At 40.7% G+C, this 24,870-nt stretch carries 25 protein-coding genes; 18 read left to right on the top strand and 7 right to left on the bottom strand.

What is annotated here, in order from left to right:
• The first annotated feature begins 18 nt into the window (after positions 1 to 18).
• Positions 19 to 696, top strand: coding sequence for a DUF4272 domain-containing protein (locus tag F3G88_RS08665; RefSeq protein ID WP_149715907.1), 678 nt, complete (start codon positions 19 to 21; stop codon positions 694 to 696).
• Positions 697 to 730: 34 nt separating this feature from the next.
• Here F3G88_RS08665 and F3G88_RS08660 read toward each other — a convergent pair whose 3' ends face one another.
• The 6 genes from F3G88_RS08660 to F3G88_RS08635 form a co-directional block, all read right to left on the bottom strand.
• Entirely contained in the window at positions 731 to 1,474 is a 744-nt protein-coding gene (locus F3G88_RS08660) for an energy transducer TonB (protein WP_223228753.1), read from the bottom strand.
• A gap of 61 nt (positions 1,475 to 1,535) precedes the next feature.
• Positions 1,536 to 1,919, bottom strand: coding sequence for a TonB system transport protein ExbD (gene exbD, locus F3G88_RS08655; protein WP_103567691.1), 384 nt, complete (start codon positions 1,917 to 1,919; stop codon positions 1,536 to 1,538).
• Entirely contained in the window at positions 1,906 to 2,334 is a 429-nt protein-coding gene (exbB, locus tag F3G88_RS08650) for a TonB-system energizer ExbB (RefSeq protein WP_103573494.1), read from the bottom strand. The genes exbD and exbB overlap by 14 nt, the downstream gene beginning before the upstream one ends.
• 219 nt (positions 2,335 to 2,553) lie before the next feature.
• Entirely contained in the window at positions 2,554 to 3,210 is a 657-nt protein-coding gene (locus F3G88_RS08645; protein ID WP_149715906.1) for a cysteine hydrolase family protein, read from the bottom strand.
• On the bottom strand, positions 3,210 to 4,196 hold the full coding sequence (locus F3G88_RS08640; protein ID WP_149715905.1) for a sensor histidine kinase: 987 nt from the start codon (positions 4,194 to 4,196) through the stop codon (positions 3,210 to 3,212). The genes F3G88_RS08645 and F3G88_RS08640 overlap by 1 nt, the downstream gene beginning before the upstream one ends.
• Entirely contained in the window at positions 4,193 to 5,026 is an 834-nt protein-coding gene (locus tag F3G88_RS08635; RefSeq protein ID WP_149715904.1) for a DUF234 domain-containing protein, read from the bottom strand. Before F3G88_RS08635 ends, F3G88_RS08640 begins: the two co-directional genes overlap by 4 nt.
• A gap of 110 nt (positions 5,027 to 5,136) precedes the next feature.
• Between F3G88_RS08635 and F3G88_RS08630 the strand changes: the two genes are divergently transcribed.
• Genes F3G88_RS08630 through thiE form a run of 3 tightly spaced genes read left to right on the top strand, consistent with a single transcriptional unit; the run spans position 5,137 to position 7,817 of the window.
• On the top strand, positions 5,137 to 6,465 hold the full coding sequence (locus tag F3G88_RS08630; RefSeq protein WP_149715903.1) for an aminotransferase class V-fold PLP-dependent enzyme: 1,329 nt from the start codon (positions 5,137 to 5,139) through the stop codon (positions 6,463 to 6,465).
• On the top strand, positions 6,458 to 7,210 hold the full coding sequence (gene thiD / locus F3G88_RS08625) for a bifunctional hydroxymethylpyrimidine kinase/phosphomethylpyrimidine kinase (protein WP_411160868.1): 753 nt from the start codon (positions 6,458 to 6,460) through the stop codon (positions 7,208 to 7,210). Before F3G88_RS08630 ends, thiD begins: the two co-directional genes overlap by 8 nt.
• A complete protein-coding gene (thiE, locus tag F3G88_RS08620; protein ID WP_103572906.1) occupies positions 7,203 to 7,817 on the top strand; it encodes a thiamine phosphate synthase in 615 nt (204 codons plus the stop codon). Before thiD ends, thiE begins: the two co-directional genes overlap by 8 nt.
• Before the next feature lie 1,087 nt (positions 7,818 to 8,904).
• On the opposite strand, the gene F3G88_RS08615 is transcribed toward thiE, so the two are convergent.
• The gene (locus F3G88_RS08615; protein ID WP_021088649.1) at positions 8,905 to 10,011 is read right to left on the bottom strand and encodes an FtsW/RodA/SpoVE family cell cycle protein; all 1,107 of its coding nucleotides are present in this window, start codon (positions 10,009 to 10,011) and stop codon (positions 8,905 to 8,907) included.
• Positions 10,012 to 10,063: 52 nt separating this feature from the next.
• Between F3G88_RS08615 and F3G88_RS08610 the strand changes: the two genes are divergently transcribed.
• The 14 genes from F3G88_RS08610 to mnmC all read left to right on the top strand — a co-directional run bounded on the left by F3G88_RS08610 (position 10,064) and on the right by mnmC (position 24,846).
• Complete coding sequence (locus F3G88_RS08610; protein WP_021088636.1) at positions 10,064 to 11,035, top strand: RluA family pseudouridine synthase; 972 nt, start codon at positions 10,064 to 10,066, stop codon at positions 11,033 to 11,035.
• On the top strand, positions 10,968 to 11,642 hold the full coding sequence (locus F3G88_RS08605; RefSeq protein ID WP_180995389.1) for a fibronectin type III domain-containing protein: 675 nt from the start codon (positions 10,968 to 10,970) through the stop codon (positions 11,640 to 11,642). The genes F3G88_RS08610 and F3G88_RS08605 overlap by 68 nt, the downstream gene beginning before the upstream one ends.
• 202 nt (positions 11,643 to 11,844) lie before the next feature.
• Positions 11,845 to 12,174, top strand: coding sequence for a hypothetical protein (locus F3G88_RS08600; RefSeq protein WP_223227429.1), 330 nt, complete (start codon positions 11,845 to 11,847; stop codon positions 12,172 to 12,174).
• A complete protein-coding gene (gene trmB, locus F3G88_RS08595) occupies positions 12,174 to 13,361 on the top strand; it encodes a tRNA (guanosine(46)-N7)-methyltransferase TrmB (RefSeq protein ID WP_149715902.1) in 1,188 nt (395 codons plus the stop codon). The genes F3G88_RS08600 and trmB overlap by 1 nt, the downstream gene beginning before the upstream one ends.
• A complete protein-coding gene (locus F3G88_RS08590; protein ID WP_004317228.1) occupies positions 13,345 to 14,016 on the top strand; it encodes a cell division ATP-binding protein FtsE in 672 nt (223 codons plus the stop codon). The genes trmB and F3G88_RS08590 overlap by 17 nt, the downstream gene beginning before the upstream one ends.
• Positions 14,003 to 14,818 (top strand): cell division protein FtsX, encoded by an 816-nt coding sequence (locus tag F3G88_RS08585; protein ID WP_103570181.1) that lies wholly within the window; start codon positions 14,003 to 14,005, stop codon positions 14,816 to 14,818. The genes F3G88_RS08590 and F3G88_RS08585 overlap by 14 nt, the downstream gene beginning before the upstream one ends.
• Positions 14,815 to 16,032 carry a murein hydrolase activator EnvC family protein gene (locus tag F3G88_RS08580; RefSeq protein ID WP_107805175.1) on the top strand — a complete coding sequence of 406 codons (1,218 nt, stop codon included), beginning with the start codon at positions 14,815 to 14,817 and terminating at the stop codon, positions 16,030 to 16,032. The genes F3G88_RS08585 and F3G88_RS08580 overlap by 4 nt, the downstream gene beginning before the upstream one ends.
• 73 nt (positions 16,033 to 16,105) lie before the next feature.
• Positions 16,106 to 16,822, top strand: coding sequence for a UMP kinase (pyrH, locus tag F3G88_RS08575; RefSeq protein ID WP_009294284.1), 717 nt, complete (start codon positions 16,106 to 16,108; stop codon positions 16,820 to 16,822).
• 18 nt (positions 16,823 to 16,840) lie between these two features.
• The gene (locus F3G88_RS08570; protein ID WP_004317259.1) at positions 16,841 to 17,056 is read left to right on the top strand and encodes a DNA-directed RNA polymerase subunit omega; all 216 of its coding nucleotides are present in this window, start codon (positions 16,841 to 16,843) and stop codon (positions 17,054 to 17,056) included.
• Positions 17,043 to 19,232, top strand: a complete 2,190-nt coding sequence (locus tag F3G88_RS08565) for a RelA/SpoT family protein (protein ID WP_149715901.1) — start codon at positions 17,043 to 17,045, stop codon at positions 19,230 to 19,232. The genes F3G88_RS08570 and F3G88_RS08565 overlap by 14 nt, the downstream gene beginning before the upstream one ends.
• Before the next feature lie 9 nt (positions 19,233 to 19,241).
• On the top strand, positions 19,242 to 20,450 hold the full coding sequence (gene tyrS / locus F3G88_RS08560; RefSeq protein WP_149715900.1) for a tyrosine--tRNA ligase: 1,209 nt from the start codon (positions 19,242 to 19,244) through the stop codon (positions 20,448 to 20,450).
• Positions 20,451 to 21,542 carry a nitronate monooxygenase gene (locus F3G88_RS08555; RefSeq protein ID WP_149715899.1) on the top strand — a complete coding sequence of 364 codons (1,092 nt, stop codon included), beginning with the start codon at positions 20,451 to 20,453 and terminating at the stop codon, positions 21,540 to 21,542. It begins immediately after the preceding gene.
• A complete protein-coding gene (locus F3G88_RS08550; RefSeq protein WP_149715898.1) occupies positions 21,539 to 22,984 on the top strand; it encodes an N-acetylmuramoyl-L-alanine amidase family protein in 1,446 nt (481 codons plus the stop codon). The genes F3G88_RS08555 and F3G88_RS08550 overlap by 4 nt, the downstream gene beginning before the upstream one ends.
• A complete protein-coding gene (gene mnmC / locus F3G88_RS08545; protein WP_149715897.1) occupies positions 22,981 to 24,846 on the top strand; it encodes a bifunctional tRNA (5-methylaminomethyl-2-thiouridine)(34)-methyltransferase MnmC2/FAD-dependent 5-carboxymethylaminomethyl-2-thiouridine(34) oxidoreductase MnmC1 in 1,866 nt (621 codons plus the stop codon). Before F3G88_RS08550 ends, mnmC begins: the two co-directional genes overlap by 4 nt.
• Positions 24,847 to 24,870: the final 24 nt, after the last annotated feature.

Below are 24,870 nucleotides of genomic sequence, written 5' to 3'. Positions count from 1 at the left end.
TTTAAAAGAGGTGTAGATATGTCAAAAACAGCGCAACAAAGAAAAGATGAGAATATAAAAATTTTAAAGCAAGAGGGTGTAGCGGTGCTTGAGAGCTTGCCGCTTCGCTACGAAAATAATGAGGTTACGCCAAGAGACGTGGACGAGATAGTAAGGCGCGCAGTTTGTTCATTTACAGCGATCATGTGCGCTTGTACGATACGTGATGAAGGCTCTTTGGGCGAAGAAAATATGGCGTGGACAAAGAGCTTTTTAGGTGATGCCTACGATGGACTTAGCGTAAAAGAACAAGAGGTCATTGAGGACAGAGCTGATATGGACACGGCTGTGAATATGGGCTGGAAATATGAGTCGCTTTGGGTACTTCTTTGGGCGCTTGGCATCGCTGAAGATATCGGCCAGATGGATAAAATTTGTGACTGCGAGTTTGTGATGAATGTCTTTAGAGAGGGCGGGCTAAAAAGCCGCTCAAAGCTTCGCAGCATGGATGAAATTTTAAGCAAGCTTGATCTAGTTTATCGCTACCACTGGGCCTGCGTAGATGCAAGGGTAAATGGCAAAAAGGTGGCTGGACTTGACGAAGAGGTCGTTATGGAGAGGCGAGTAGGGCTTGAGTGGCTATGCTGCAAAGGGCAAGAAAATGACGACTTGAGCGCTGAGTTTAACTGCTGGGACTATCCTGATCTAAATACTTGATCTAAGAAATTTTAAGCTCAAATGAGCTTAAAATTTATCTTAATGTAAATGCTATAGGAAAGCGAAGATATCGAGCTTCTTTTGGCTTTGGAAACTCAGAGCTTGCTTTTTTAACATTTTCTAAAGCACCATTGTCAAGCGACTCAAAGCCTGAACTTTTAGTAACCTTTAGCTCGTCTATGCTGCCGTCTGTTTTAAGCAAAAATCTAACTTCAACAACGCCTTGATGCTTCATCCTTCTAGCGTTATTTGGGTAGTTTTTATGCTTTTTCACAGCCGCTATAACCTTGCTAAAGTCCTCATCACTTTGCGCGTTTGATAAATTTAACTCTTGTGCTACTTTTTGAGCTGGAGCTGCGGCGATAGACTTGTTATTTGCTGGTAAATTTGAATTTACAACAGGTGCTGGGGTCGCGGCAGGAGATGGCGCAGTGGTAGCAGGTGTTGGCTCAACCTTTGGCTCGATTTTTGGCTCAGGGCGAGGCTCAGGCTTTGGCAGTGGCTTTTTCTCCACTTTTTTAGGTTCAGCTTTAGGCTTTTCTACCTTTTTAGGCTCTGGTTTTGGTAGTGGCTTTGGTTCAACTTTTGGTTCAGGCTTAGGTTCTGGTTTTGGTGGCTCTGGCGGTGGTGGTGGAGCTGGAGGTGTTGGCTCTGGTATCATCACTTGTTCGCTTATCTGCGGAGCCGAAGTTTGTGGCACTGGAGTGAATGAATTTAGAGCTATTTTTATAGGTTTTTGCTCGCCTATTTTTATCTCACTAAAGTTATGTGAAAGCAAAAAATAAGCTGCCGCCACGTGCACTATAGCCGATACTGCTAAGCCACTATAGTTTGAAATTTTACTCAGAGACTGTTTGGATTGCAAAGTTTTCGTGTCCCTTTTCTTTTAATATATCTATGACCTTCACAAAGCTCTCAAATTTAGCGTTTTTGTCGCTTTTTAGCTGCACTAAAGTCTTAGTATCAATGGCATTTAGCTTATCTTTCAGCTCATCTTCCGAAATTTCCGCGTCATCTATAAAAAATTTATTATCTTTATCGATAACGACACTCACTTTTTTCTCGTCCTCTTTGATCTGCTCGGTGCTACTCGCACTTGGTAGATCAACTGCGATCTTGCCCTGGGCGATAAAGGTCGAGATGCTTAGTACGATGGCTAGCAAAACGAGCATGATATCGATAAATGGGACGATATTTAGCCCATCTTTTTTATTTAGACGCATTTTTGGCCTTGTATCTATTTATCATGACATCGACTTTTCTAACAAAGCCGTTGTAGATCATAAGCGTCGGGATCGCCACAAGTAGGCCAAATGCAGTCGCTTTTAGCGCTAAAGATAGGCCAATCATGATACTTTTTGTATCGATGCCGCCAGCCATACCCATGTCATAAAATGTGATCATTATGCCAGCAACCGTGCCAAGAAGTCCGATATATGGGGCATTTGAGTAGATGATGTAAAGTGTGGTTAAATTTTTTGTCAGCGCCTCATCGAGCTCTTCGATGTTTTTGTAGCTATTTATATCGACGCGTGAGTAAAAAATGATACGTTCTATCGTATACCAAAGCACAAAAAAGCTCATAACGCCCAAAATACCGATGATTATATAGTCAATGTTGTGTTTTAAAAGTTCCATAATGCCTCTTATTTTTAAAATTTGAGCGTGATTATAACTATATTGATAGTTAATGTCAAATATATTGTAAAAATGTAACCTAAAAATATTTTATAAGAAGAGAAATTTAAAGAGAATAGATCTGAAAATTAGCGCAAAGCTACGTTATTAATTATATTAATACGATAGATAAGCGCTAAATTTTATAACTTGATAATTGTTTTTAATATAAATATATGGCTAAATTTCTAGCTCTTTTACCACACGTGCATTTAGTGCCATTTGCATGTGGTGTAAAAATACATTTTGATAAAAATCCCCACTATGCCCTGGTGCGTCGTAGGTTTGGACTAAATTTGCAGGCACGATGATCTCCCTTTTTAAATTTTGCTCATTTGCGCTAAGTCTTAGGTGAGAAACAAGCTGATAGATGCACATATCGGTGCAGTCGCCCATAATGACAAAGCTGTCAAATTTACTTATAAATTTATTAAACTCCTGCGAATAAGCGATGCTAAGTGAGTTTTTATAAAAAGTCTTCATCTCATTAAAAAAGTCTAAATTTCTTAGCTCATCAACTGCCTCTGCCTCATTTTGCCCTTTTAAAGCATGAGCTGGGAAGCTCGCAAACTCAGCTGAATTTGGCTCATGAGCATCTTGGATGAGGATGAAATTTTTAAGGTCAAATTTATCCCTTGCCAGCCTAAAAGTATCTGCTATGTCCTTTGAGAGCTCACCCACACGTTTACTAGCTAGTGCGCCTTCGCAACAAAAGCCATTTATCATATCAACGCTTATAAAGGCCACTTTTTCGCTGCCATTTTTAAAAATTTCACTAAATTTAAGCGCCTTTAGGCCATTTTGCCACGCATTTAGCTCATCTAAAATTTCACTCATCACTTCTCCTTTATAGGTAAATTTATACAAAATGTCTTTGGCTCAAGGGTTATCTCTATGCTACCCTTGTGCGCCTCGATGATCTGCAAGCAAAGGTGCAGCCCTAGGCCATTGCCCTTTAGCTTGCTCGTCTTAAACGGCTCAAAGACGATATTTTCATTTTTTATAGAAACTCCGCTGTCATAGACTATAAATTTATGTTCATTTGGCGTCTTTTCGTAGCTTAGTCTCACCACGCCTTCGTCGTTTTCGTCCTCTTCTATAGCATCGATCGCGTTAAATAAAATGTTTTGAAAGACCATCGCGATGAGGTCAAAGTCGCCACTATAAAGGGCGTCAGGGAAATTTAGCTCAAAAGTTATATCTTTTGAATACTCATAAAATTTAAGCGCCTCTTCGCACTCACTTTTGATATCTAAAAAGTTAAATTCCTTTGGCGTGATGCTAAGCCCTTTTGTAAAAAGAAGTGTGGCTTTGATGATGCGCTCAACCCGCCAGATCCCCTTTTGTATCTGCTCGACGATAGGCAAAATTTTTGGCTCAGCCCTTTTTAAAAGCGTGGAATTTAGAAGCGAGATAGAGCCTATGGGGTTTCTTATTTCGTGAGCTAGGTGCGCTGCTACTTGACCCATCGAAGCTAGGCGCTCGGTGCGTTTTTCCTGCGTTATGTCGGTAGCAGAGATGATCTTTTTATCATCCTTTACTACCTTTTTTACTAGATAAATTTGTGAGCCAAAGTTTAGCTCGCCCTCATCTTTAGGGATAAAATTTAGCGCTTTGCCAAGCTTTTGTGCCTCTGAGTTTTGCAAGAAAATTTCATCATTTTCATCAAGCACCCAAATGGCATTTGGCAAAATTTCTACGATATCTTTTATAAAACCTTGCAGGCCCATATAAGAAGCAGTCAAATTTTTATACTCACGCTCTATCAGATAGGTCTGCTCTATTAGGCTTTTTAGGCCATTTTGTATATCGATATCACTCACAGCAACTCCTCATAATCTTTTATCTCATAAAGCCTAAGCCGCTCATCTTTTAAGCCCAAAAGCTCGTTGCTAAAGCCACTTTTTGAAAAAAGCGCCACGATATCAGGCTTTATGCCTAGTCTTTCGCACTTGTGAAGGACTAAATTTAAGACATTTTTGCAAATTTTTCGCTCTTTATACTTTGCTTCGCCGACTATTATCTTGCCATTTATGCTAAAAAGCATGTCTAACTCTATATTTTTGCTCCAAAATGAGCTTAGTAAAATGCCATCAAGCCCAAGCTTTTTAGCCATTAGTTCGCCGCTTAAAAGCTCAAATCCAAGGCTTGCATACTCGTCAAATTCTCTTCTTATAAGCTCTAAAATTTCTTCACTTTTGCCTGCTTTTAAAAGGCTTAAATTTGGCTCGATAAATCTAAACCAAAACCTTGAAAAATGGCTATTAAAATGAATTTTATCCTCTATCTTATAAGCTCGCTCACTCTTTTTTAAAATTTGACGCTTGTTTTTTACTCGTGGCTTTTCTTGGCTCTTTTCAAGCACTAAAAAATCCTTACTAAAAAGCTTTGCATAGACCCTATTTGTCATGCTTTGGGGCAAAATTTTATTTACGCTAAATTTCTTTCTGTCGCTTCTAGCAAGCTTAATGAGAGCCATTTTGATGGCCTCGTCGCTATCCTCGTCAAAGTAAAACCTAGCCATCAAATTTTTATAATTATCCAAAATTTCAGCCCTGATCGCCTCAAAAACATCGTAGTATGAGCCCTTTAATAAAAAGTCATCAAAAACAAGATGAAATTTTATAACTTCAGCAATACCAAGGTGCTTCATCCGTTCAAATGTCGATTTTATGGCTAAAATTTCGTATCCTTTGTGTGGCGGATTGTAGCATATTTTTAGAAAATTTTAATTATAATCACGCAAAAACTAAAAGGCTAAAGTTGGTAAATTTAGAGCACATTAGAAGAGATATTATTTTAAAAAAAGGGATACATTATTTCGACTACACCGCCTCAGGACTTGCGTATAAGCCTATCGAGGACGAGGTTGCTGATATCTTAAAAACCTACGCCAACACCCACTCGCTAACATCATCAAACGCCTATAAAACGCAGCTTTTATATGATAATGCTAGAAGCGAGCTAAAGCGCGCGCTTGGGCTTGATGATAGGTTTTATCTCATAGCCACTGGATATGGCGCGACTGGTGCGATCAAGAAATTTCAAGAGCTTATGGGGCTTTACGTGCCTCCAGCTGCTAAAAGAAGGTTTGATCTAAAGCCAAACAACGACTCGCCGCTAGTTATACTTGGCCCTTACGAGCACCACTCAAATGAGATCAGCTTTAAAGAGGCGCTTTGCGAGGTTGAGCGCATAAGGCTGGCAAAAGATGGCGGTATAAATTTTGGGCATTTGGAGCAAATTTTAAAGATAAACCAAGGACGTGAGATCATCGCTAGTTTTAGTGCAGCCTCAAACGTCACAGGCGTCATAAGCGACTACAAGCAAATTTACACGATGGTTAAGAAATTTGGCGGCATCGTGGCATTTGACGTGGCGAGCCTTAGTGCCTATGCAAATTTAGACTGCGACTACTTTGACGCGCTCTTTATCTCGCCGCACAAGCTTCTTGGCGGAGTTGGCAGTTGTGGGCTACTGGCCATCAAAAAAGTGCTAGCAAATGACGATGTGCCAAGCTTTGCAGGTGGAGGCACGGTAAGCTATGTGAGCAAAAACTACCATATATTTTTAAAGGATCAAGAGGCACTTGAAGAGGCTGGCACACCGCCTATTTTGGGGCTCATACGTGCAAATTTAGCCTACAGACTAAGAGAAGAGATAGGGCTTGCTACTATCTATGAAAATGAGAGCGAGCTTAGCGAATACTTTTGCCAAAGGCTAAGAGAAATTCCAGAGCTAGTTAGCTACTGCCCGGCAAATTTAAAGCGCCTTGCCATTTTTTCATTTAATGTAAAAAACGTAGCTCCATACGAGCTTTCAAAAATTTTAAGCAAAGAGTATGGCATACAAACACGTGCTGGCTGCTCATGCGCAGGCTCATACGGACACGACCTTTTGGGGCTAAAAGAGGATCCAAGCTTCACCCACAAGCCAGGCTGGGTGAGGGTCAGTCTGCACTATACGCATACCTTTGAGGATATTGATTATTTGGTGAGTGCGATCAAGAAAAGTATCGAGAAATACGCACTTTCGTGGCAGGTCAAAGACCCTTTTGACGTAAAAGAGATAAGTGGGTGTGTGGGTGAGTAAGAAAAATGTTTTGATAGTTGCGGGAAGCGACAGCGTCGGCGGTGCAGGAGTGCAGGCGGATATAAAAAGCTGCGAAGCATTTGGCTGCTTTAGCGCAAGTGTCATCACAGCCGTGACAGCGCAAAATACAAATGGCGTTAGCAGCGTGCTTGCGATGCCAGCAAAGATGGTGAAAGCTCAGTTTGAGATGGTGCTAGCCGAGCTTGACATAGACGCTGTGAAGGTTGGCATGCTCTTTAATGAGGAGATAATAGCCGTTGTAAGCGCGTTTTTAAAGGAGTTAAGAGCTAAAAATGTACCAGTTGTCATAGACCCAGTTTGCGTGGCGAAGTCAGGTGCAAAACTGCTTGAAGACGGGGCGATCGAAGCGCTAAAAGAGTTACTAAAGCTCGCAAGCGTTGCCACACCAAATGTAGATGAGGCTAGGATTTTGGGTATTGACTTTGCAAATTTGCCTTGCGATATGGTGCTAAAGCGAACAAAGGTTGATGAAATTTGCGAGGATACGCTCTATCTAAAAGGTGGCGAAGTGATGAAATTTAGCGAGGAGCTTTTTGAGCCAAAGGTGATGCATGGCGCTGGTTGTAGCTTCTCAAGCTCGCTAGCGGCCATTTTAGCGCAACAAAACGATCTAATAAGCACCATAAAAATGGCTAAAAAATTTGTGGCAAATGGGATAAAAAATGCTCATAAAAGTAAATTTGGCGCACGGCTTATAGATCATAAAGCTAGGCTTAATGGCTGAAATTTACGCTATTAGCGACGATATTTTAATGCCTGAAAATTTGGCTTTGCGTTACACTAGAGAAATTTTGGAGTGCGGGGTTAAATTTTTTCAGTTTAGGTCAAAAAAAGCGGTCAAAAACGAAAGGCTTGCAAGTGAAATTTTAAATTTATGTGAGAAATTTGGAGCGAAATTTATCGTAAATGACGATGTCAAATTTGCTAAAAAGATAGGCGCTAAGGCCGTTCATCTAGGCAAAGAGGACGAGGGCATAAAAGAGGCGTTTGAGATTTTGGGCAAAGACGCATATATTGGCGTTAGTTGCTATGGCGATATAAGCTTAGCTATAAATGCCGCTAAAAACGGAGCCAGCTACGTTGCTTTTGGCTCAGTTTTCGCAAGCCCTACAAAGCCAAATGCCCCAAAATGCGACCTTGAAGCGGCTAGAGAGGCAAAGCAAATTTTAAACCTACCAGTTTGCGTCATAGGCGGTATAAATGAGACAAATATCGGCTCACTTTCCTATGCAAAGCCTGATCTAATCGCCATCATCTCAGCGATCTATAAAGATGACAACATCAAAGAAAATATAAAAAATTTGCAAAAGATAATTGAGATAAATTTTTAAATCTAAGCTTTTTGCAAAATTTGTTTTTAAATTTTAGTAAAAAAGTATATATTCTCAGCAAATTTTAAAACTTTCATTCACTCGCAAGAATTGACTACTAAAATTTGGCTTCGCTTACAGCTTAGCTCAAATTTTAGAGCCGAAATTACTCGTTCATGAAATTTTAAAATTTGCTTGACACTCATTTGATTTGACAAAACAAATTTACAAATTTCAAAATCTTACTCACTCGCCTTAGTAGACTACTAAATTTATGGCTCATAGTCATTCGCCACTAAATTTAGAGCCGTGATATGCCAGCTCTAATTTCAAAATTTACTTGACACTCGCTAGATATTCAAACGCATGCAGTGCTTTAGCGCTGAGGTATGCCACTTCTAACGTTTGGGATCAGGGGATATTATTAAGGGGCAAGGGAGCTTCTTTGCTTCGCAAGCTTGCAACTGCAAGCAGACCGTAATTTAAGCCTCTTCCCCTTTAACAAAGAAAGAAAACTTTAAATTTATAAAAATCTATTTTGCAAATTTCAAAATTCCATTCACTCGCAAGAATTGACTACTAAAATTTGGCTTAGCTCAAATTTTAGAGCCGAAATTACTTACTCATGAAATTTTAAAATTTGCTTGACACTCATTTGATTTGACAAAACAAATTTACAAATTTTAAAATCTTACTCACTCGCCTTAGCAGACTACAAAATTTAGAGCCGTGGTATGCTCGCTCATAAATTTTAAAATTTGAGGGAGACTTTTTAGAATAGAACGCATGCAGTGCGAAGCGATATCGCATGCACCTCTAACGTGCGAGGGGATTGTGGGATATAAAGGGAGATAAGGGGACGGCCTCGTAACTTGAGTTCCCTTGTCTCCCTTTTGGATAAAGAGTTTATGAATTTAAAATCTGGATTTCAAAAATAGAAATTTACTATTTTACAAATTTTAAAACTTTCATTCACCCCTAAGAATTGACTACTAAAATTTGGCTTCGCTTGTAGCTTAGCTCAAATTTTAGAGCCGAAATTACTCGCTCATGAAATTTTAAAATTTACCTGATACCCACCTGATTTGACAAAACAAATTTGCAAATTTTAAAATTTAAATTTCACCGAGCGGTAGGTCTGATCAAACCTAAATGTTAGTAGATTTTGCAGTATCCCAAAAAGTACCATGAAGGTGACGAAGCTGCTTCCGCCGTAGCTAAAAAACGGCAGCGGCACGCCCACAACCGGCGCAAAACCGATCGTCATCGAGACATTTACCCCCACATAAACAAAGATGAGCGCGGCTATACCAGTGGCGGTCACCTGCGTGAAATAATCATTCTTAAGCCCGTAGTTTAGGCTAAGTAAGTGCGTTATAAGTGCTCCATAAAGCCCCAGCAAAAGCAACGCCCCATAAAAGCCAAAACGCTCGATGTTGTAGGCAAAAATGAAGTCACTTGTGGCGATTGGCAAAAATTTAAAGTGCGTTTGCGTAGCCTCGTCTTTTGGTTTGCCTTTTAGTCCGCCACTACCTATGGCGATGATACTTTGTTTGACGTGGTAGCTTGGCTCTTCGGCGATGAAGTCGTGGATCCTCTTTTTTTGGTAATCATGTAAATTTTCATACAAAACTGGCGCCGAAAATCCTATGGCCAGGATGATGCAGATCCAAATTTTCTTATTTACGCCGATGACAAAAAGGATGGTGTAGCCAACTATCAAAAGTATGAGCGCGGTGCCAAGATCAGGCTCTTTCATAATAAGTGCAAATGGCAAAAGTATGTAAAAACTAAGCCTTAAAAAGTCTTTTAGCCCATACCCATCGACCTCTGGCGGGCGCTGCTTAACTAGATAGGCTAGCATCAGCAAAAAGGCTGGCTTCATGAGCTCTGAGGGTTGAAGCGTGAAGTGAACGAAGGGAATTTCAAGCCAGCGCCTAGCTCCTAGCTTGCTAACGCCAAAGATATCAACGCTTAAAAGCAGCACGATGCAGACCCAGTAAAACATCGGGATGATCCAGTCTATGCGTCTAATAGGCAGTAAAAATGCGATGCAAAATGAGACAAATCCGATGCCAAAATATACAAGTTGTTTGTTTGCCAAAATGTCGTTTGCTTCGGAGACTAAGATGTATGAGATGGCTATGATTGGGATGATTAAAAACGGCTGAATAAAATCAAAATGTGTTAAAATACGCCGATCTAGTTTTATCAAGAAGCAAACCTTAATTTTTGGGCTAGATTATATCACAAACAAGGCTTTGATTTTGGTTAAATTTAATGTTTTAAATAGCTCAAGACTCGACGTTGCAGTGGCCAAAGAGCTTCAAATTTCACGTAATCAAGCTTTAAATTTGATAAAAGACTCCCTTGTAAGCGTAAATTTAAAACCAGTTTCAAAACCAAGCTTTTTACTGAGCGAAAACGATGAAATTTGCGTAAATTTTGCCCCAAAAAAAGAGGTGCAAAACGAATACGAAGTAAATTTCGATATCCCTATCATCTATGAAGACGACGATCTTATAGTGCTTAATAAACCACCTCAAATCGTCGTTCATCAAGCCCCAAGCGTCAAAGAGGCGACACTTGTTGAGTGGCTAAACAAAAAGGGCTTTATGCTTTCAAATTTAAACGGAGACGTTAGAGCTGGCATCGTCCACCGCCTAGATAAGGGCACGAGTGGCGCTATCGTCGTTGCTAAAAACAACTTCGCCCACGCAAAACTAAGCGAGCAGCTAAGCGATAAAAGCATGGGACGAATTTATCTAGCACTCACTGATCTACCGCTAAAAGAGGACGTCATCATCGACAAGCCAATCGGCAGAAATCCAAACAACCGCCTAAAAAAAGCGATCGTCGCGGACGCTAAATTTGCAAAAAGTGCCTTTGTAAATTTGCTAAGTGAAGACGGAGTAAATTTGATAGCAGCAAAGCTTTTTACAGGTAGGACGCACCAGATAAGAGTGCATCTTGCTAGCATAAATCGCCACATTTTAGGCGATGATTTATACGGATTTAAGAGCCAAGGCGATAAAATAAGCAGGGTTATGCTTCACGCTTATATGCTCTATTTTATCCATCCGCGAACTGGCAAAAGGGTAGAATTTACTGCAAAAACGTATGATGACTTTAACCAAATAATTTACAAAAAAATTCCCAAGGAGATTTTTGATGAAAAAATTTGCCCTACGCATATTGACACCATTTTTAGTAGCTTTCTTAGCGGGATGCGGCTCTAGCGTACCGACTCAGCAAAGCACGTCACTACCAACGATTACAAGCTTAAAAACTATTTCAGATATGACAGAAGTTGGCTTCGAGTGGAACCCAGTGAGCGACGAGAGCGTCGTTGGCTACTACCTTTACCGTTCAAATCCAAACGATGCAAACTCAAAAATGCAATTAGTTGCAAACATAAAAGACCGCTTTGCTACGCACTATGTGGATCGCGACCTAGCTCCAGAGACAACTTACTCATATCAGATGAGAACCTACTCAAGCAACGCCATCTCTCAACCAGGTGCGATCGCAACTGCGACTACTAAGCCACTACTTGACTCTGTGCCATTTGCGCAAGCTATCACAGGGCTTCCAGGCCGTGTAAAAGTGATCTGGAGACCACATCCTGATAGTACAGTAGCTAGCTACATCATCCAAAGAAGCGATGCAGGAGCTAATAAATTTAGCCAAGTAGCAGAGGTAAATGGCAGACTAAACGCCGAGTATATCGATACTGAGGTAAAACCTGGCAGGTCTTATGAGTATAGGATATTAGTTAAAACTTCTTCTGGCGTCATCTCAAAACCAAGCCAAAACATAAGCGCCACAACAAAGGAGTTACCCTAAATCAGTAACAAACGTCCAGGCGACCAAAAATGCGCCAAAAAAGATCATCTTAACGTGGGATTACGCGCCAGCTGAGGATTTTGCTTATTTTAAGGTTTATAGAACGACAAGTAAAATTTTACCTTACACATATCTAGCAAAAACGACTAGCAACACCTACGAAGACCTCATAAATACAAACGCTGCGACAAGGTATTATAGAGTGACAGCTGTCGATAAAGACGGTCTTGAGAGCTTGAAGCAAGAAGAGCCGATCGTTGGTAGCACACTTGGCGCGCCAAAAACTCCAAGCATAAGCGCTAGCTACGATGGTAGCGGTGTAAATGTAAGCTGGAACGCAGTTGATAGAGCTAGTTCATACACAGTTTATCGAAGTGGTGCTAGCGAGAAAGTCTTTAGCGGTATAAGTGATACTGGGCTTAGAGATGACAGCGTCCAAAAAGGAGCTAGCTACTCTTACAGCGTCGTAGCAGTTGATGAGTACGGCATCGCCTCTGATAAGTCATCAAAAGCAGAAGTTAGCATAAAATAATGCCAAATTTCATCGCTTCGTCCTTAAAAGAGCTCTCGTTTCCATTTGGTAACGACAAGATCAAATTTCTTTGGCAAGCAAGTGGCCGAAACGAGAGGCTCATCTACACAAAAAATGAAGATGAAGGCTTTTTTCTAGTAGTAAAAGGCGGCAAAAACGGCGTCGTCGTAAAGGGAGAAAAGCTTACAAAGCCAGCTAAAGTGGGCCTTTTACAAGAAGCACTTGAGCTTTTTAAAGAGCAAAGTTGTAACGGTATCATTAGCCAAGCATTTGCCGTCAAAAAGACAAATTTGACCAAAAAAGTGAGTGAAATTTTAAGCCTTGAGGAGTTTGTGCCAGCATTTAGCGAGCTAAAGGATAAATTTAAAGAGATATTTATCGAGATAGGCTTTGGCTCTGGCAGACACTTGCTCTATCAGGCCAAAAACAACCCAAATGCCCTAGTTATCGGCATAGAGGTATATAAACCAAGCATCGAGCAAGTAGCAAAGCTAGCTAGGGCAAATGGCCTAGAAAATGTGCGTCTCATAAATACTGACGCAAGGCTTTTACTCTCGCTAGTTGGATCAAATTTGGTTGATAGAGTCTTTTTGCACTTTCCGGTGCCGTGGGATAAGGCCGAGCATAGACGCGTGGTCTCATCGGCGTTTGCGCTTGAGTGTGAGAGGATACTAAAAGTTGGCGGCAAATTTGAGCTACGGACTGATAGCAAGGAGTATTGCGACTTTAGTTTGAGTAAATTTTTAGAGCCCACAAACTCAAAAATCGAAGCTTTTAAAAATAGAAATTTAGAAGTAACTAGCAAGTATGAAGACCGCTGGAGACGCCAAGATAAGGATATCTACGACGTTATTTATACTTGTGAGGCAAAAAGCGATGAGAGCGTTTTGGCTGGGGATTTTAGCTTTAAAGAAAAGACAAGCGTAAAAAATATCATTAAAAATTTTAAAAATTTCATCATCAAAAAAGATGATCATTTTTTACATTTTGAGGAAATTTACACCATAAGCGGTGATGAAATTTTGTTAAAAGTCGCCTTTGGAGCGTTTAACAAACCAGAGCAGTGTTTCATCAAAATAAGCGATGAGAAAAGCGAATATTTTATAAAAAAACCGATCTTAATACGTGAAAATTTAGCAGCACACGAGCTTTTGAAGGAGTATTTGGCTGATGCAAGAGATAATTAGCGCAAGAAATTTAAGCCTAGCTTATGAGCGCAACGAGGTTGTGATCAATAGCGTAAATTTAGACATCTACGCAAATGACTTTGTCTTTATCACAGGCAAGAGCGGAAGCGGAAAAAGCACGCTTTTAAAGTCATTTTACGGAGAAATTTCGCCTCTAGCTGGCGAGCTAAATGTCTGCATGACGCAAATGGACGATATCGATGACAAAAGACTTTGCGAGCTTAGACAGCGAGTTGGCATTATATTTCAAAACTACCGCTTGATAAATGAGTGGAATGTCGAAAAAAACGTCATGCTGCCACTCATCATCAAAGGCGTCAATCAAAATGTGAGCAAAAAGCAGGTGGCTAAGCTTTTAAAGCATGTAAATATGCTTCACAAAGCTGATAAATACCCTCGTGAGCTAAGCGGCGGCGAGCAGCAAAGGGTCGCCATGGCAAGAGCTCTCGCGCACAATCCAAATTTGCTCTTATGTGACGAGCCAACAGGAAATTTAGACGAATACTCAAGCGACGTCATCTGGTCGCTTTTAAAATCAGCTAGAGAATTTCTAGGAACAAGCGTGGTTGTGGTGACGCATCACATCCCATCAACGCTTCGTATCCCATACCGCCACTTCGTCATAGAAAATGGAGGCGTGCATGAGATCGCTTAAAAACCACCTTGGATTTATATTGCCGTTAATTGCGCTTTTATTTTCAGTGCAGTTTAGCCTTACAGCGGACAAGATCGTAAGAGAGTATGAGAGACTTATGGGAAATGACTACAACATCGTGGTGGTTTCAAACAAAGAGCTAAGTGAGCCCGTCTTAAAGCCAGTGATTAGCACGCTAGCAAGTGTAGAGCCACTAAGCCCACAAAAGATCATAGACCGCCTATCAAACGATATCTCGGCTAAAAATTTATCCATCCTACAAAATGCCTTGCCTAAATTTTACTCGCTAAGACTAAGTGAATTTCCATCGCCAGAGTATATGGAGGAGATAAAGCAAAAGCTTTTGAAATTTGATGGTATAAGCAAGGTTGAGACATTTTCAAAGACCCATGATAAGGTCTTTAAGATGCTAAATTTAGCTAAAAGCATATCTTATGCATTTATGGCGATACTTTGTGTTGTAGGGCTTATGCTTATGCTTAAGCAGACTAAAATTTGGCTATTTGAGCATAGAGAGCGCATTGAAATAATGACACTTTTTGGAGCGCCATTTTGGTTAAAATCAGCTATGCTATATAAATCAGCCATGGTTGATAGTATAGTTGCGACCATTGTTGTTGGTGCTTTTTTCTTTTTCTTGCCAAATTTTGAAATATTTAGAGAAAATGCCGCAAGCATCGATGTAGTCTTGCCTAGCCTTGATCTTTCAAGAGATATTTTTATCTTATTTGGCGTGGCTGTGGTTTTAAGCATTTTTGCTGTTAGTTTAGTGATGAGTAAGGCTAGAAAAAGCACGATATGAAAAAAGGAATTTTTACACTTTTGCTAGCATTTAGTCTAGCTTTTGCATCAAATACTAAAGAGAAGATAAAAGACTCCAAAAACTCGTTAAGATCGAGCCAGGTGATGAGTGAGCAGCTTAGTAAAAAGCTTGATGACTTGGCTGGTGATATCGTAACTGGCGAGAAAAAACTGCGTGGCATAAGCGGTGATATCACAAATTTAAAGGGTCAAATTTCAGTTCTTGAGACAAATGCTTCAAAAGCGCTTCTTGAGCTTGATGATCTAACAAAGCAAAACAAAGAGCTAGAGCGCACCCAAAAAGAGCTAGAGCAAAACATGATAAGGATCATCGCAGAAGATCTTTCATTTGATCTTATGATGTCAGCAAGCGAGGGCAAACAAAGCGAAGAGAGCATCATCTCATCGCAAATTTTAACCAAGCTAAACGCCATAGCTAAAGAGGACTTTAAAAGGCTTAGTGAGAACTACGAAGATACGATAGAAAAGATAAAAAATAAATCAAGTAAGATAAATGAGATAAACTCAAGCATAAAAAACTATAGGCGCAAGCAAAATGATCTACAAAGCCTAGAGAGCACGCAGAAAAATACAATAAACGGGCTAAAACGTGATAAAGAAATTTACAGCAAAAAGCTAGCCAAACTTCAAGCCCAACAAGACGAGCTAAGAAAGACACTTGAGCAGCTTGCTATCATGCAAAAGCAAGAGGATGAAGCAGCACGTGCAGCTAGAGAAAAGCAAGAAAGAGCAGCTAGCAAAGGTGGCAAAAAAGGCGAAAAGAGCCAGCCAATGGGTGGGGGCTATCAGACAAGCTCAGTTAAAAGATACTCAGGCGCGAGGACGATCGCTCCGCTTGATAGCTACTCTGTAAAACAAAAATTTGGCAATTACGTAGATCCGATATACAACATCAAAATTTTTAACGAGTCAGTCATACTTCGCTCAAGCACGCCAGATGCGAAGGTTAAAAGCGTACTAAATGGCAAGGTGGTCTTTGCAAAAGCAACTCCGATGCTTGAAAATGTCGTCATCATCGAAAACGAAAATGGCATCCACACGATCTACGCTCACCTAAGCCAGATCGCGCCAACTGTAAAAGTAGGCTCAGTCGTGCAAAAAGGCTACGTCATAGGCCGAGTTAGAAACGATCTAACCTTTGAAGTAACGCAAAGAAACTACCATATCGACCCGCTTGAAATGATCTCAAAATAGTCACTTTGTAAGCGTTATTAGCTAAATTTAAAGGCTTTTTGGCTAAAATGCGTGAATTTCAAGGAGCATGACAATGAGTAAGAGAAAACGCGTATTGGTCAAATTTTCAGGCGAGGCCTTGGCTGGAGAAAATGGTTTTGGTATAGACACAGCTGTGCTTAAATTTATAGCAAGCGAGATAAAAGAGCTTATAGAAAATGATATTGAAGTTGGCATCGTAATAGGCGGTGGCAACATAGTGCGCGGTGTGAGCGCTGCAAAAGATGGTATCATCAAGCGAACAAGTGGCGATCACATGGGCATGCTAGCAACTGTCATCAACTCGATCGCGATGCGTGAAGCTTTGGAGAGAAGCGGACTTGAAGTAAGAGTGCAAAGTGCGATCAAGATGGAAGCGATCTGTGAGACTTTCATCGTAGGACGTGCGCAGCGCCATTTAGAAAAGGGCAGAGTTGTTATCTTTGCTGCAGGCACGGGCAATCCATTTTTCACAACAGATACAGCAGCTACGCTAAGAGCTATCGAGATCGGCTCAGATATGATCATAAAAGCGACAAAAGTTGATGGCGTTTATGACAAAGATCCTAAAAAATTCAAAGATGCAAAACTTTTAAAATCACTAAACTACGAAAAGGCGATGAGCGATGACATTAAGGTTATGGACGATACTGCCATAGCTTTAGCAAAGGACAACGCACTGCCGATCTTAGTTTGTAATATGTTTAAGGCTGGAAATTTATTAAAAATAATAAATGAAGAAGAAGCAGCCCTATACTCAGTTGTAAAATAAATTTCAAAAAGGATAAAAATGAGAACAGAACAAATCACAGCAAGAGCGCTAAAACAAGTAGGAGATGATAGATATAAGCTTTCACTTATCGTTGCAAAGCGTGCAGAAGCGCTAGCAAATGGCGCCATAGCTTTAGTTGATGCTGATACTTCAAAGATGAAATTTGCCGACATCGCACTACTTGAAGTGGCTGAGGGCAAAATAGGCTTAGAGGCAATAGTTGAAGGAAAATAGTCTTTTTTTAGAGCAGTTGATAGAGCAAATTTTAGCTTGCAAAAACGTTTCAGAAGCGATAAAACTGCTCTTTTCTCTTTGTGAGAGAAGTGAAATTTTAGACAAAGCTATCGACAGCTGCGTCACATCTCACGCTGGACAATACCGCAAAAGTGGTGAACCATACGCCATTCACCCCATCTTAGTAGCCTCTATCGTAGCAAATATGGGCGGCGATGAGAGCATGGTCATAGCTGCACTTCTTCATGACGTGGTCGAAGATACTGACGTAACGTTAGGTGAGCTTCAGGCCGAATTTGGCGATGAGGTGGCAAAGCTAGTTGAGGGGCTTACAAAGATAGTTGCCATTAGAGAAAACAAGCTCGTAAGCTCGGATAGCAACGAAAAACTGGCAAGCTCGGCGCTAACTTTTAGAAAGATGCTCTTAATCTCCATAGAAGACGTCAGAGTCCTTGTCGTAAAGCTTTGCGACAGACTTCACAACATGCTAACTCTTGAAGCGCTAAGGCCTGAAAAGCAAAAACGCATAGCCGAAGAGACGCTTATGGTCTATGCTCCGATCGCTCATAGGCTGGGAATTTCATCGATCAAAAACATGCTTGAAGATCTAAGCTTTAAGTATGCGATGCCAGAAGAATACGCAAAGATCGATAGCTACCTAAACAAAAACAAGCAGCAGCTTAGCTTAAAGCTAAATGCTTTTCACGAAAAGGTAAGTCAAATTTTGCTTGAAAATGGCTTTATCGAGGGCACTTTTGAGATACAAAAACGCATAAAACACTACTACTCGATCTATCTAAAGATGCAAAGAAAGGGCATTTCTATCGAAGAAGTGCTTGACTTGCTTGCCATTAGGATCATCGTGCAAAAGCCGCTTGATTGCTACCTTGCACTTGGAAATTTGCATATAAATTTTAACCCTCTCATCTCAAGATTTAAAGACTATATCGCGCTTCCAAAGCAAAATGGCTATCAAACGATACATACGACCATTTTTGATAACAAAAGCATATTTGAGGCGCAAGTTCGCACTTATGATATGCATAAAACTGCCGAATACGGCGTTGCTGCTCACTGGAAATATAAAAACGGCGAGGGCAGCCTCTTAAATCCAAAGCTTGACTGGCTAAATGACATCAGCATGCAAAATAGCGAGAACGAGAGCAACGTCGAAGAGCTATATGAATACGCAAAAGATAGCCTTTATATCGAAGATATCGCAGTTTATTCTCCAAAGGGCGAGGTTTTTACGTTGCCGCGAGGTGCTACGGCGCTTGATTACGCTTATGAGATACACTCAGAGATCGGACTTTACGCAAAAGAAGCTTATATAAATCGCGTTAGGATGCCGCTTCTAACGGAGCTAAAAAATGGCGATATCGTTAGGATAGTAACTGGCGAAGAGGCTAAATTTCGCTGTTCGTGGATAAATAGCGTGCGAACAGGCAAGGCAAAGGCGACGATAAGGTCATTTTGTAAGCAAAAGATAAGAGATATAAACTACAAAATGGCGATAGATATTTTAAAATCAGTATTTAACGTCTCAAAAGATAGAATTTTAGAGTGGGTAGAGAGTGAAAATTTAGGCAAAAAGGTCTTTCGTGCAGCAACTGATAGCGAGTATCTGCAAGAAGTGGCAAATATGCTTAAAAAATACATCCGAAAAGAGCGTCCTTTTATGATCTCTTTGGGCGACAAATACCAGATCAAAAAGCAAAAATTTGAAAACATAGTGATCTACTCAAATCACAAAATTTCAAATGTCGAGTTTGATTATTGCTGCAATCCAAAAAGGGGCGATAGCATAGTTGGCTTTAAAAATGGTCACACCGTGACAGTGCATCACAAGCTTTGCGAGCGCGCTGGCAAGCTAATGGATAAAGGCGATGAGATCATCTTTGTCAAATGGACGAGAAATGCCCCGCATAGGTATAAAATTTTATTAAATTTAGAAAACAGAAAAGGTGCGTTGGCTGAATTTTTAACATATCTTGCTAGACTTGATATAAATTTAGCTACAATCTCGCTTAACGAAGCAAACGATCTTAGCGGAGATACGTTTGAAATAAGCGTCGAAATAGCAGAAAACATCGATGCAAACGAGATCAAAGAGAAGATCAAAGATAGATATAAGATTATTGATTTTGTTTCGCAAAGCGACCCATATCATAATTAGGAGAGAAAAATGGTTCAAGATATAGACGATATTTTACAAGAGATAAACCGCGGCGTTGCCGAGATGATCGATGCTGAGAGAGTTGAAAATTTGGTTAAAAATTATTATGAAAAAGGCGAAAATTTCTACGTAAAAGCAGGCTTTGACCCAACAGCTCCAGACCTTCACCTAGGTCACACAGTCGTTTTAAACAAGATGGCTTTGCTTCAAAAACATGGCGCTATCGTGCAGTTTTTAATAGGCGATTTTACCGCTCAAATAGGCGATCCAACAGGCAAGTCAGCCACTAGAAAAAAGCTAGATCAAGAGACCGTTTTAAAAAATGCCAAAACCTATGAAGAGCAAGTTTTTAAAATTTTAGATCCTAAAAAAACTGTGATAATGTTTAACTCAAAATGGTCAAATGAGCTAGGAGCTGCTGGCATAATTGAGCTAACTAGCACATTTTCAGTAGCTAGAATGCTAGAGCGAGATGACTTTGAAAAGAGGATAAAAGCGGGCAATCCTATATCAATCTCTGAGTTTATGTATCCACTTCTTCAAGGATATGATAGCGTTGCTATGAAGTGTGACATCGAAATGGGCGGTACGGATCAGAAATTTAACCTTCTAATGGGTAGAACCTTGCAGCGAACATATAATATCGGCAAAGAGCAAGCTGTCATCATGATGCCACTTCTTGAGGGGCTTGATGGCGTAAATAAGATGAGCAAAAGCCTTGGCAACTACATAGGCGTTACTGAAAATGCAAATGATATGTTTGCAAAAACGCTTAGCATAAGTGATGAGCTTATGTGGCGCTGGTACGAGCTACTAAGCACAAAAACACTTGGCGAGATAGAAGAGCTGATGAATGACGTAAATAGTTGTAAATATCATCCAAAAAAGGCAAAAGAGGATCTTGCATACGAGATAACAGCGAGGTATCACGGCGAGGAGGCGGCAAAGGCTGCTATGGCTGAATTTAACAGCGTGCACTCTCAAAATCAGCTCCCAACAGATATGAAAGAATTTAGCTTAAAGGCACCGATTTGGATAGTTGAAGCCTTGTCACAGTGTGGGCTAAGTGAGTCAAACTCTCAAGCAAGGCGAGATATAAAAGCAAACGCAGTTAGCGTCAATCAAGAAAAAATTAGTGATGAGCAGTTAAAATTAGGAGCAGGCGAGTATATCTTGCAGGTTGGAAAGCGTAAATTTGCGAAGATAAAGGTTGAATAAATGGAGTTAAAGCCATTAAAAATAGGTAAATACGAGATAAAATACCCGATATTTCAAGGCGGTATGGGGCTTGGCATCAGCTGGGACAAACTAGCTGGCAATGTTAGCTTAGAAGGCGGTCTTGGCATAATTAGCTCAGTTGGCACAGGCTACTATGAAAATCGCAAATTTATAGATAAAGAGCTAAATGCAAAGCCTTTTGGAAGCGAAAATTTCTACTCTACAAGAGGCCTTCGAGCTGTCATAGAAAATGCACGTAAAATTTGTGGTGACTTGCCACTTGGCGTAAATATAATGTATGCTGCAAACGACTACGCAAGAGTGGTTAAGGATGCTTGCGAGGCTGGTATAAATATCATCGTCTCAGGTGCAGGTTTGCCTACAAATTTACCCGAATTTACACAAAATTTTAAAGAGATAGCGCTTGTGCCGATCGTCTCAAGCGCAAAAGCACTAAAGATCATCTGTAAGCGCTGGCTACAAAGATATGACCGCTTGCCAGATGCTGTCGTGCTTGAAGGACCGCTAAGTGGCGGACATCAAGGCTTTACATACGAGCAGTGCCTTGATCCTGAGTTTTCACTATTTAATCTCATTCCGCAAGTAAAAGCCGAGATCAAAGAGTGGGGCGACTTTCCGCTCATCGCAGCTGGTGGAATTTGGGATAAAAACGACATCGAAAAGGCGATATCGCTAGGCGCAGACGGCGTTCAGATGGGCACACGCTTTATCGGCACTCACGAGTGTGACGCAAATATCGGCTTTAAAGAGGTTTTGCTAGCGGCTGAAGAGAAAGACATCGAGCTTATAAAGAGCCCAGTTGGCTATCCAGCTCGCGGAATAAGAACAAATTTGATAAATTTAGTCGATAAAAGAATGGGTCCAAAGATCCAGTGCATAAGCAACTGCGTGAGCCCTTGCCAAAGAGGAAAAGAGGCAAAGCAGGTGGGGTATTGCATCGCAGATAGGCTATTTGACGCATATAGCGGCAAAAAAGAGAGCGGGCTATTTTTCACAGGAGCTAACGGCTACAAACTAAAAGAGCTAATAAGCGTAAAAGAGCTAATGCATAAGCTGGTACATGGTGAATGAAACGGGTTTTAATATCTCTTTTTCTAGCATTTAGTTTTCTTTTTGCGGCGACAAATTCGGAGACTTTTGCCAAATTTGATAGAAATTTTATGGCTCTAAACAGAAGCGCGAAGATCAAGCTTCACAACGATATAAAAAATATCTATGTCGATGCGATCATTAAAAACGATAAAAACACGAAAAAACAAGCGCTATCAAGGCTAATAACAAGCTCAAAGGCGCTTGGCTTTGACTCAAGCGCATATATAAGAGATCTAAATTCGCTAAATGGCGTAAATAGTGCCAGTGCGCCAGCGGTTTTGCCAGCTTTAACGCTACTAAGTGCTACAAAGGTAAATGACACCTTGGTGCTTAAATTTAACACAAAGCTAGATACCGCAAGGCTAAAAACATCATTTGCCAAACAGCAAAATGCCTACAAAAACATCATGGATATTGATGGCAGGCTAAATGGTAACCCACTAACTTATAAAAATTTCATCTCAGACTACATCCACATCTCTCAGTATGATAAAAATACCGTCAGGATCATCTTTTCTGACAAGGTGCAAAAGACGATAAAGGCAAATGCAACTGGGGACTTGCTAATAATAAGCGCTCAAAATTTCATCTCAAATGAAAATGTAAGAGCGCCACTTCATAAGCTTAAAAATAAAAATGAAAAGCCAGCACAAAGCGAAGTAGAGCCAAATTTAAAGTCTGAGCCAGCGCACAGCGAGCCAGTAGAAGAGCCCTTGCCTCCAGTTGCTGCGGGTAAATTTTCACGCAACAAAACGATCGTCATCGACCCAGGTCATGGTGGCACAGACCCAGGCGCGGTAGATGGCAAACTGCAAGAAAAAACAGCCGTTTTAGGTGTAGCCAAAAAGCTTGGTGAGATACTAAAATCTCGTGGTTACAAGGTATATTTCACCAGATCAACTGATGTTTTTATAAATTTAAGGTCGAGAACAAAATTTGCAAACGACAAGATGGCTGACCTCTTTGTCTCAATCCACGCAAACGCCGCTCCAAATGCTGCCAAAGCAAAGAGCATGCACGGCATCGAGACATTTTTCTTATCGCCTGCAAGAAGCGAGCGCAGCAAAAACGCAGCCGCGCTTGAAAATAAATCAGACATCGAAGAGATGAACTACTTTTCACAGCAAACGTTTCTAAACGTGCTAAACCGCGAGAAGATCATCGCTTCAAACAAGCTTGGTATCGACATCCAAAAGGACATTTTAGCAAGCGCTAGAAAGGTCTATGCAGCCAGCGACGGTAGCGTGAGAGAGGCGCCATTTTGGGTACTCGTGGGCGCTCTTATGCCAGCGGTTCTTGTAGAAATCGGCTACATCACACATCCAGTCGAGGGCGAAAAACTATTTAACGAGGCCTATCAAAAAGCCCTTGCAAACGGCATCGCAAACGGCATAGATGGATATTTCGCAAAAAATAGATGAAAAATGCAAATTTAAGCTTTAAAGGGCAAATTCCATTTAGCGAAGAGTTTGGCGACATCTACTTTAACACCGAAAAACCCTGGCTTGAGAGCGAATTTGTCTTTGCGAGCGCACTTGATGAAATTTGGCAGAGCAAAGATAGCTTTATAGTCGCCGAGACTGGCTTTGGTGCTGGGCTAAATTTCTTCACACTTTGTAAGAAATTTAAAAATAGCCCCAAAAAACTTCACTTCGTTAGTATCGAAAAAAGTCCTATTAAAAAAGAAGATCTTTTAAAAATTTATGAAAATTTAGGCATTTTTAAAGCTTATGCCAAAAAGCTAGTTTCACTCTATCCGCCGCTAATTTCTGGCATACACCGCATAAATTTTGCCCCAAATATCACCCTTGATCTTTGCTACGGCGAGGCAGATCAAATTTTGCCTGAGCTCGATTTTAGCGCTGATATCTGGTTTTTAGACGGCTTTGCCCCAAGTAAAAATGGCTCGATCTGGAGCGAGGATGTTTTTAAGCAGATCGCAAGGCTAAGTAGGGTTGGCACGATAGCTAGAACCTACTCGTGCGCAAAAATGGTAAAAGAGGGGCTAAAAAATGCTGGCTTTTTGCTGAGCCTAAAAGAGGGCTACGCTAGAAAACGCCAGATGAGTAGCGCCGTGCTAGAGAAAAAGGATGAAAATTTAAAGGACGCTTGGTTTGCTAGATGCGAGCCTGTTGGCAGTGTAAAAGGCAAAACTGCGCTTGTGATAGGAGCAGGAGTGGCTGGGCTTGCCACCGCTGGAGAGCTAGCCAAAAATGGCTTTAAAGTGGTGATCGCTGAGGAAAAGAGTGAAGTTGCGACAAATGGCTCAGGCAACCACTGCGGCGCCTTGATGCCGCTAGTTACGAAGCCTGGGGTAAATTTAGGCCGCATGCACATAAATGCGTTTTTGCAAGCAGTGAGATTTTATAAGGCAAATTTGCCAAAAAGTCTCATCAAATTTAATGGCTGCATCGACTATGCATTTGATGATGAGCTTGTCAAGCGATACGCCTCGTGGCAGGATCAAAGCGCGGAGGATGTTTTTAAATTTGATGAGAGTTTAAAGCCGTATCCTGGGATATTTATAAAAGATGCGGCTTATGCTAGACCAAGAGAAATTTGTAAATTTCTATCAAGTAACTTTGAAATTTTATTTAACCACGAGTACGAGAGCAGGACGCACCTGCAAAATGGCAAGATAAGTGTTAAATTTAAAAATAAAAAAAGCTTGGAGGCTGATATTTTGATCTTTTGCACCGGCAGCAAGAGCAGTGAAATTTTTAAAGGCTACGACATGCAAATAAGTAGCGTCAGAGGTCAAGTCACGCACCTAAAGCCAGTTCTAAAAAATACAATGCCGCTAAGTGCAAAAGGCTACATCTGTCCAGCCGTCAAAGGGGTGCAAGTCATCGGCGCAACCTACGCTAGAAATGAAATTTGCGACACGCCTAAAGCTGAGGATAATGCTAAAAATTTAAGCGACGTGAGCGAGTTTTTTGACACTAGAGAAGCAACCATCATCGGCTCACGTGTGGGTTATAGAAGTTATAGCGGAGATAGGTTTCCGATAATCGGCGCCTTGCATGACGAGGAGTTTTACAAGCAAAACTATAAGGGGCTATTTTGGAGTAAAAATAAAGATAATAATCCAAAAGCAAGCTACGAAAAAAATCTCTTTGTAAATTTTGCTCACGGCTCGCGTGGTCTTGGCACGGCGATACTTGGAGCAAATTTGATAATGGATCTTGTGTTTGCTCGCCCACTTTGCATAGAAAGATCGCTATTTTTTGAGCTTCATCCTGCTAGATTTTTGATAAGAAAGCTAAAAAAAGGACTAAAATAGTCAAATTTCTTAACATATGTTAAG

Source organism: Campylobacter concisus (genome assembly GCF_902460675.1).
Taxonomy (GTDB): Bacteria; Campylobacterota; Campylobacteria; order Campylobacterales; family Campylobacteraceae; genus Campylobacter_A; species Campylobacter_A concisus_AJ.
Note: the sequence above shows the minus strand (reverse complement) of the source record. Positions and strands in the feature narration are given on the sequence as shown.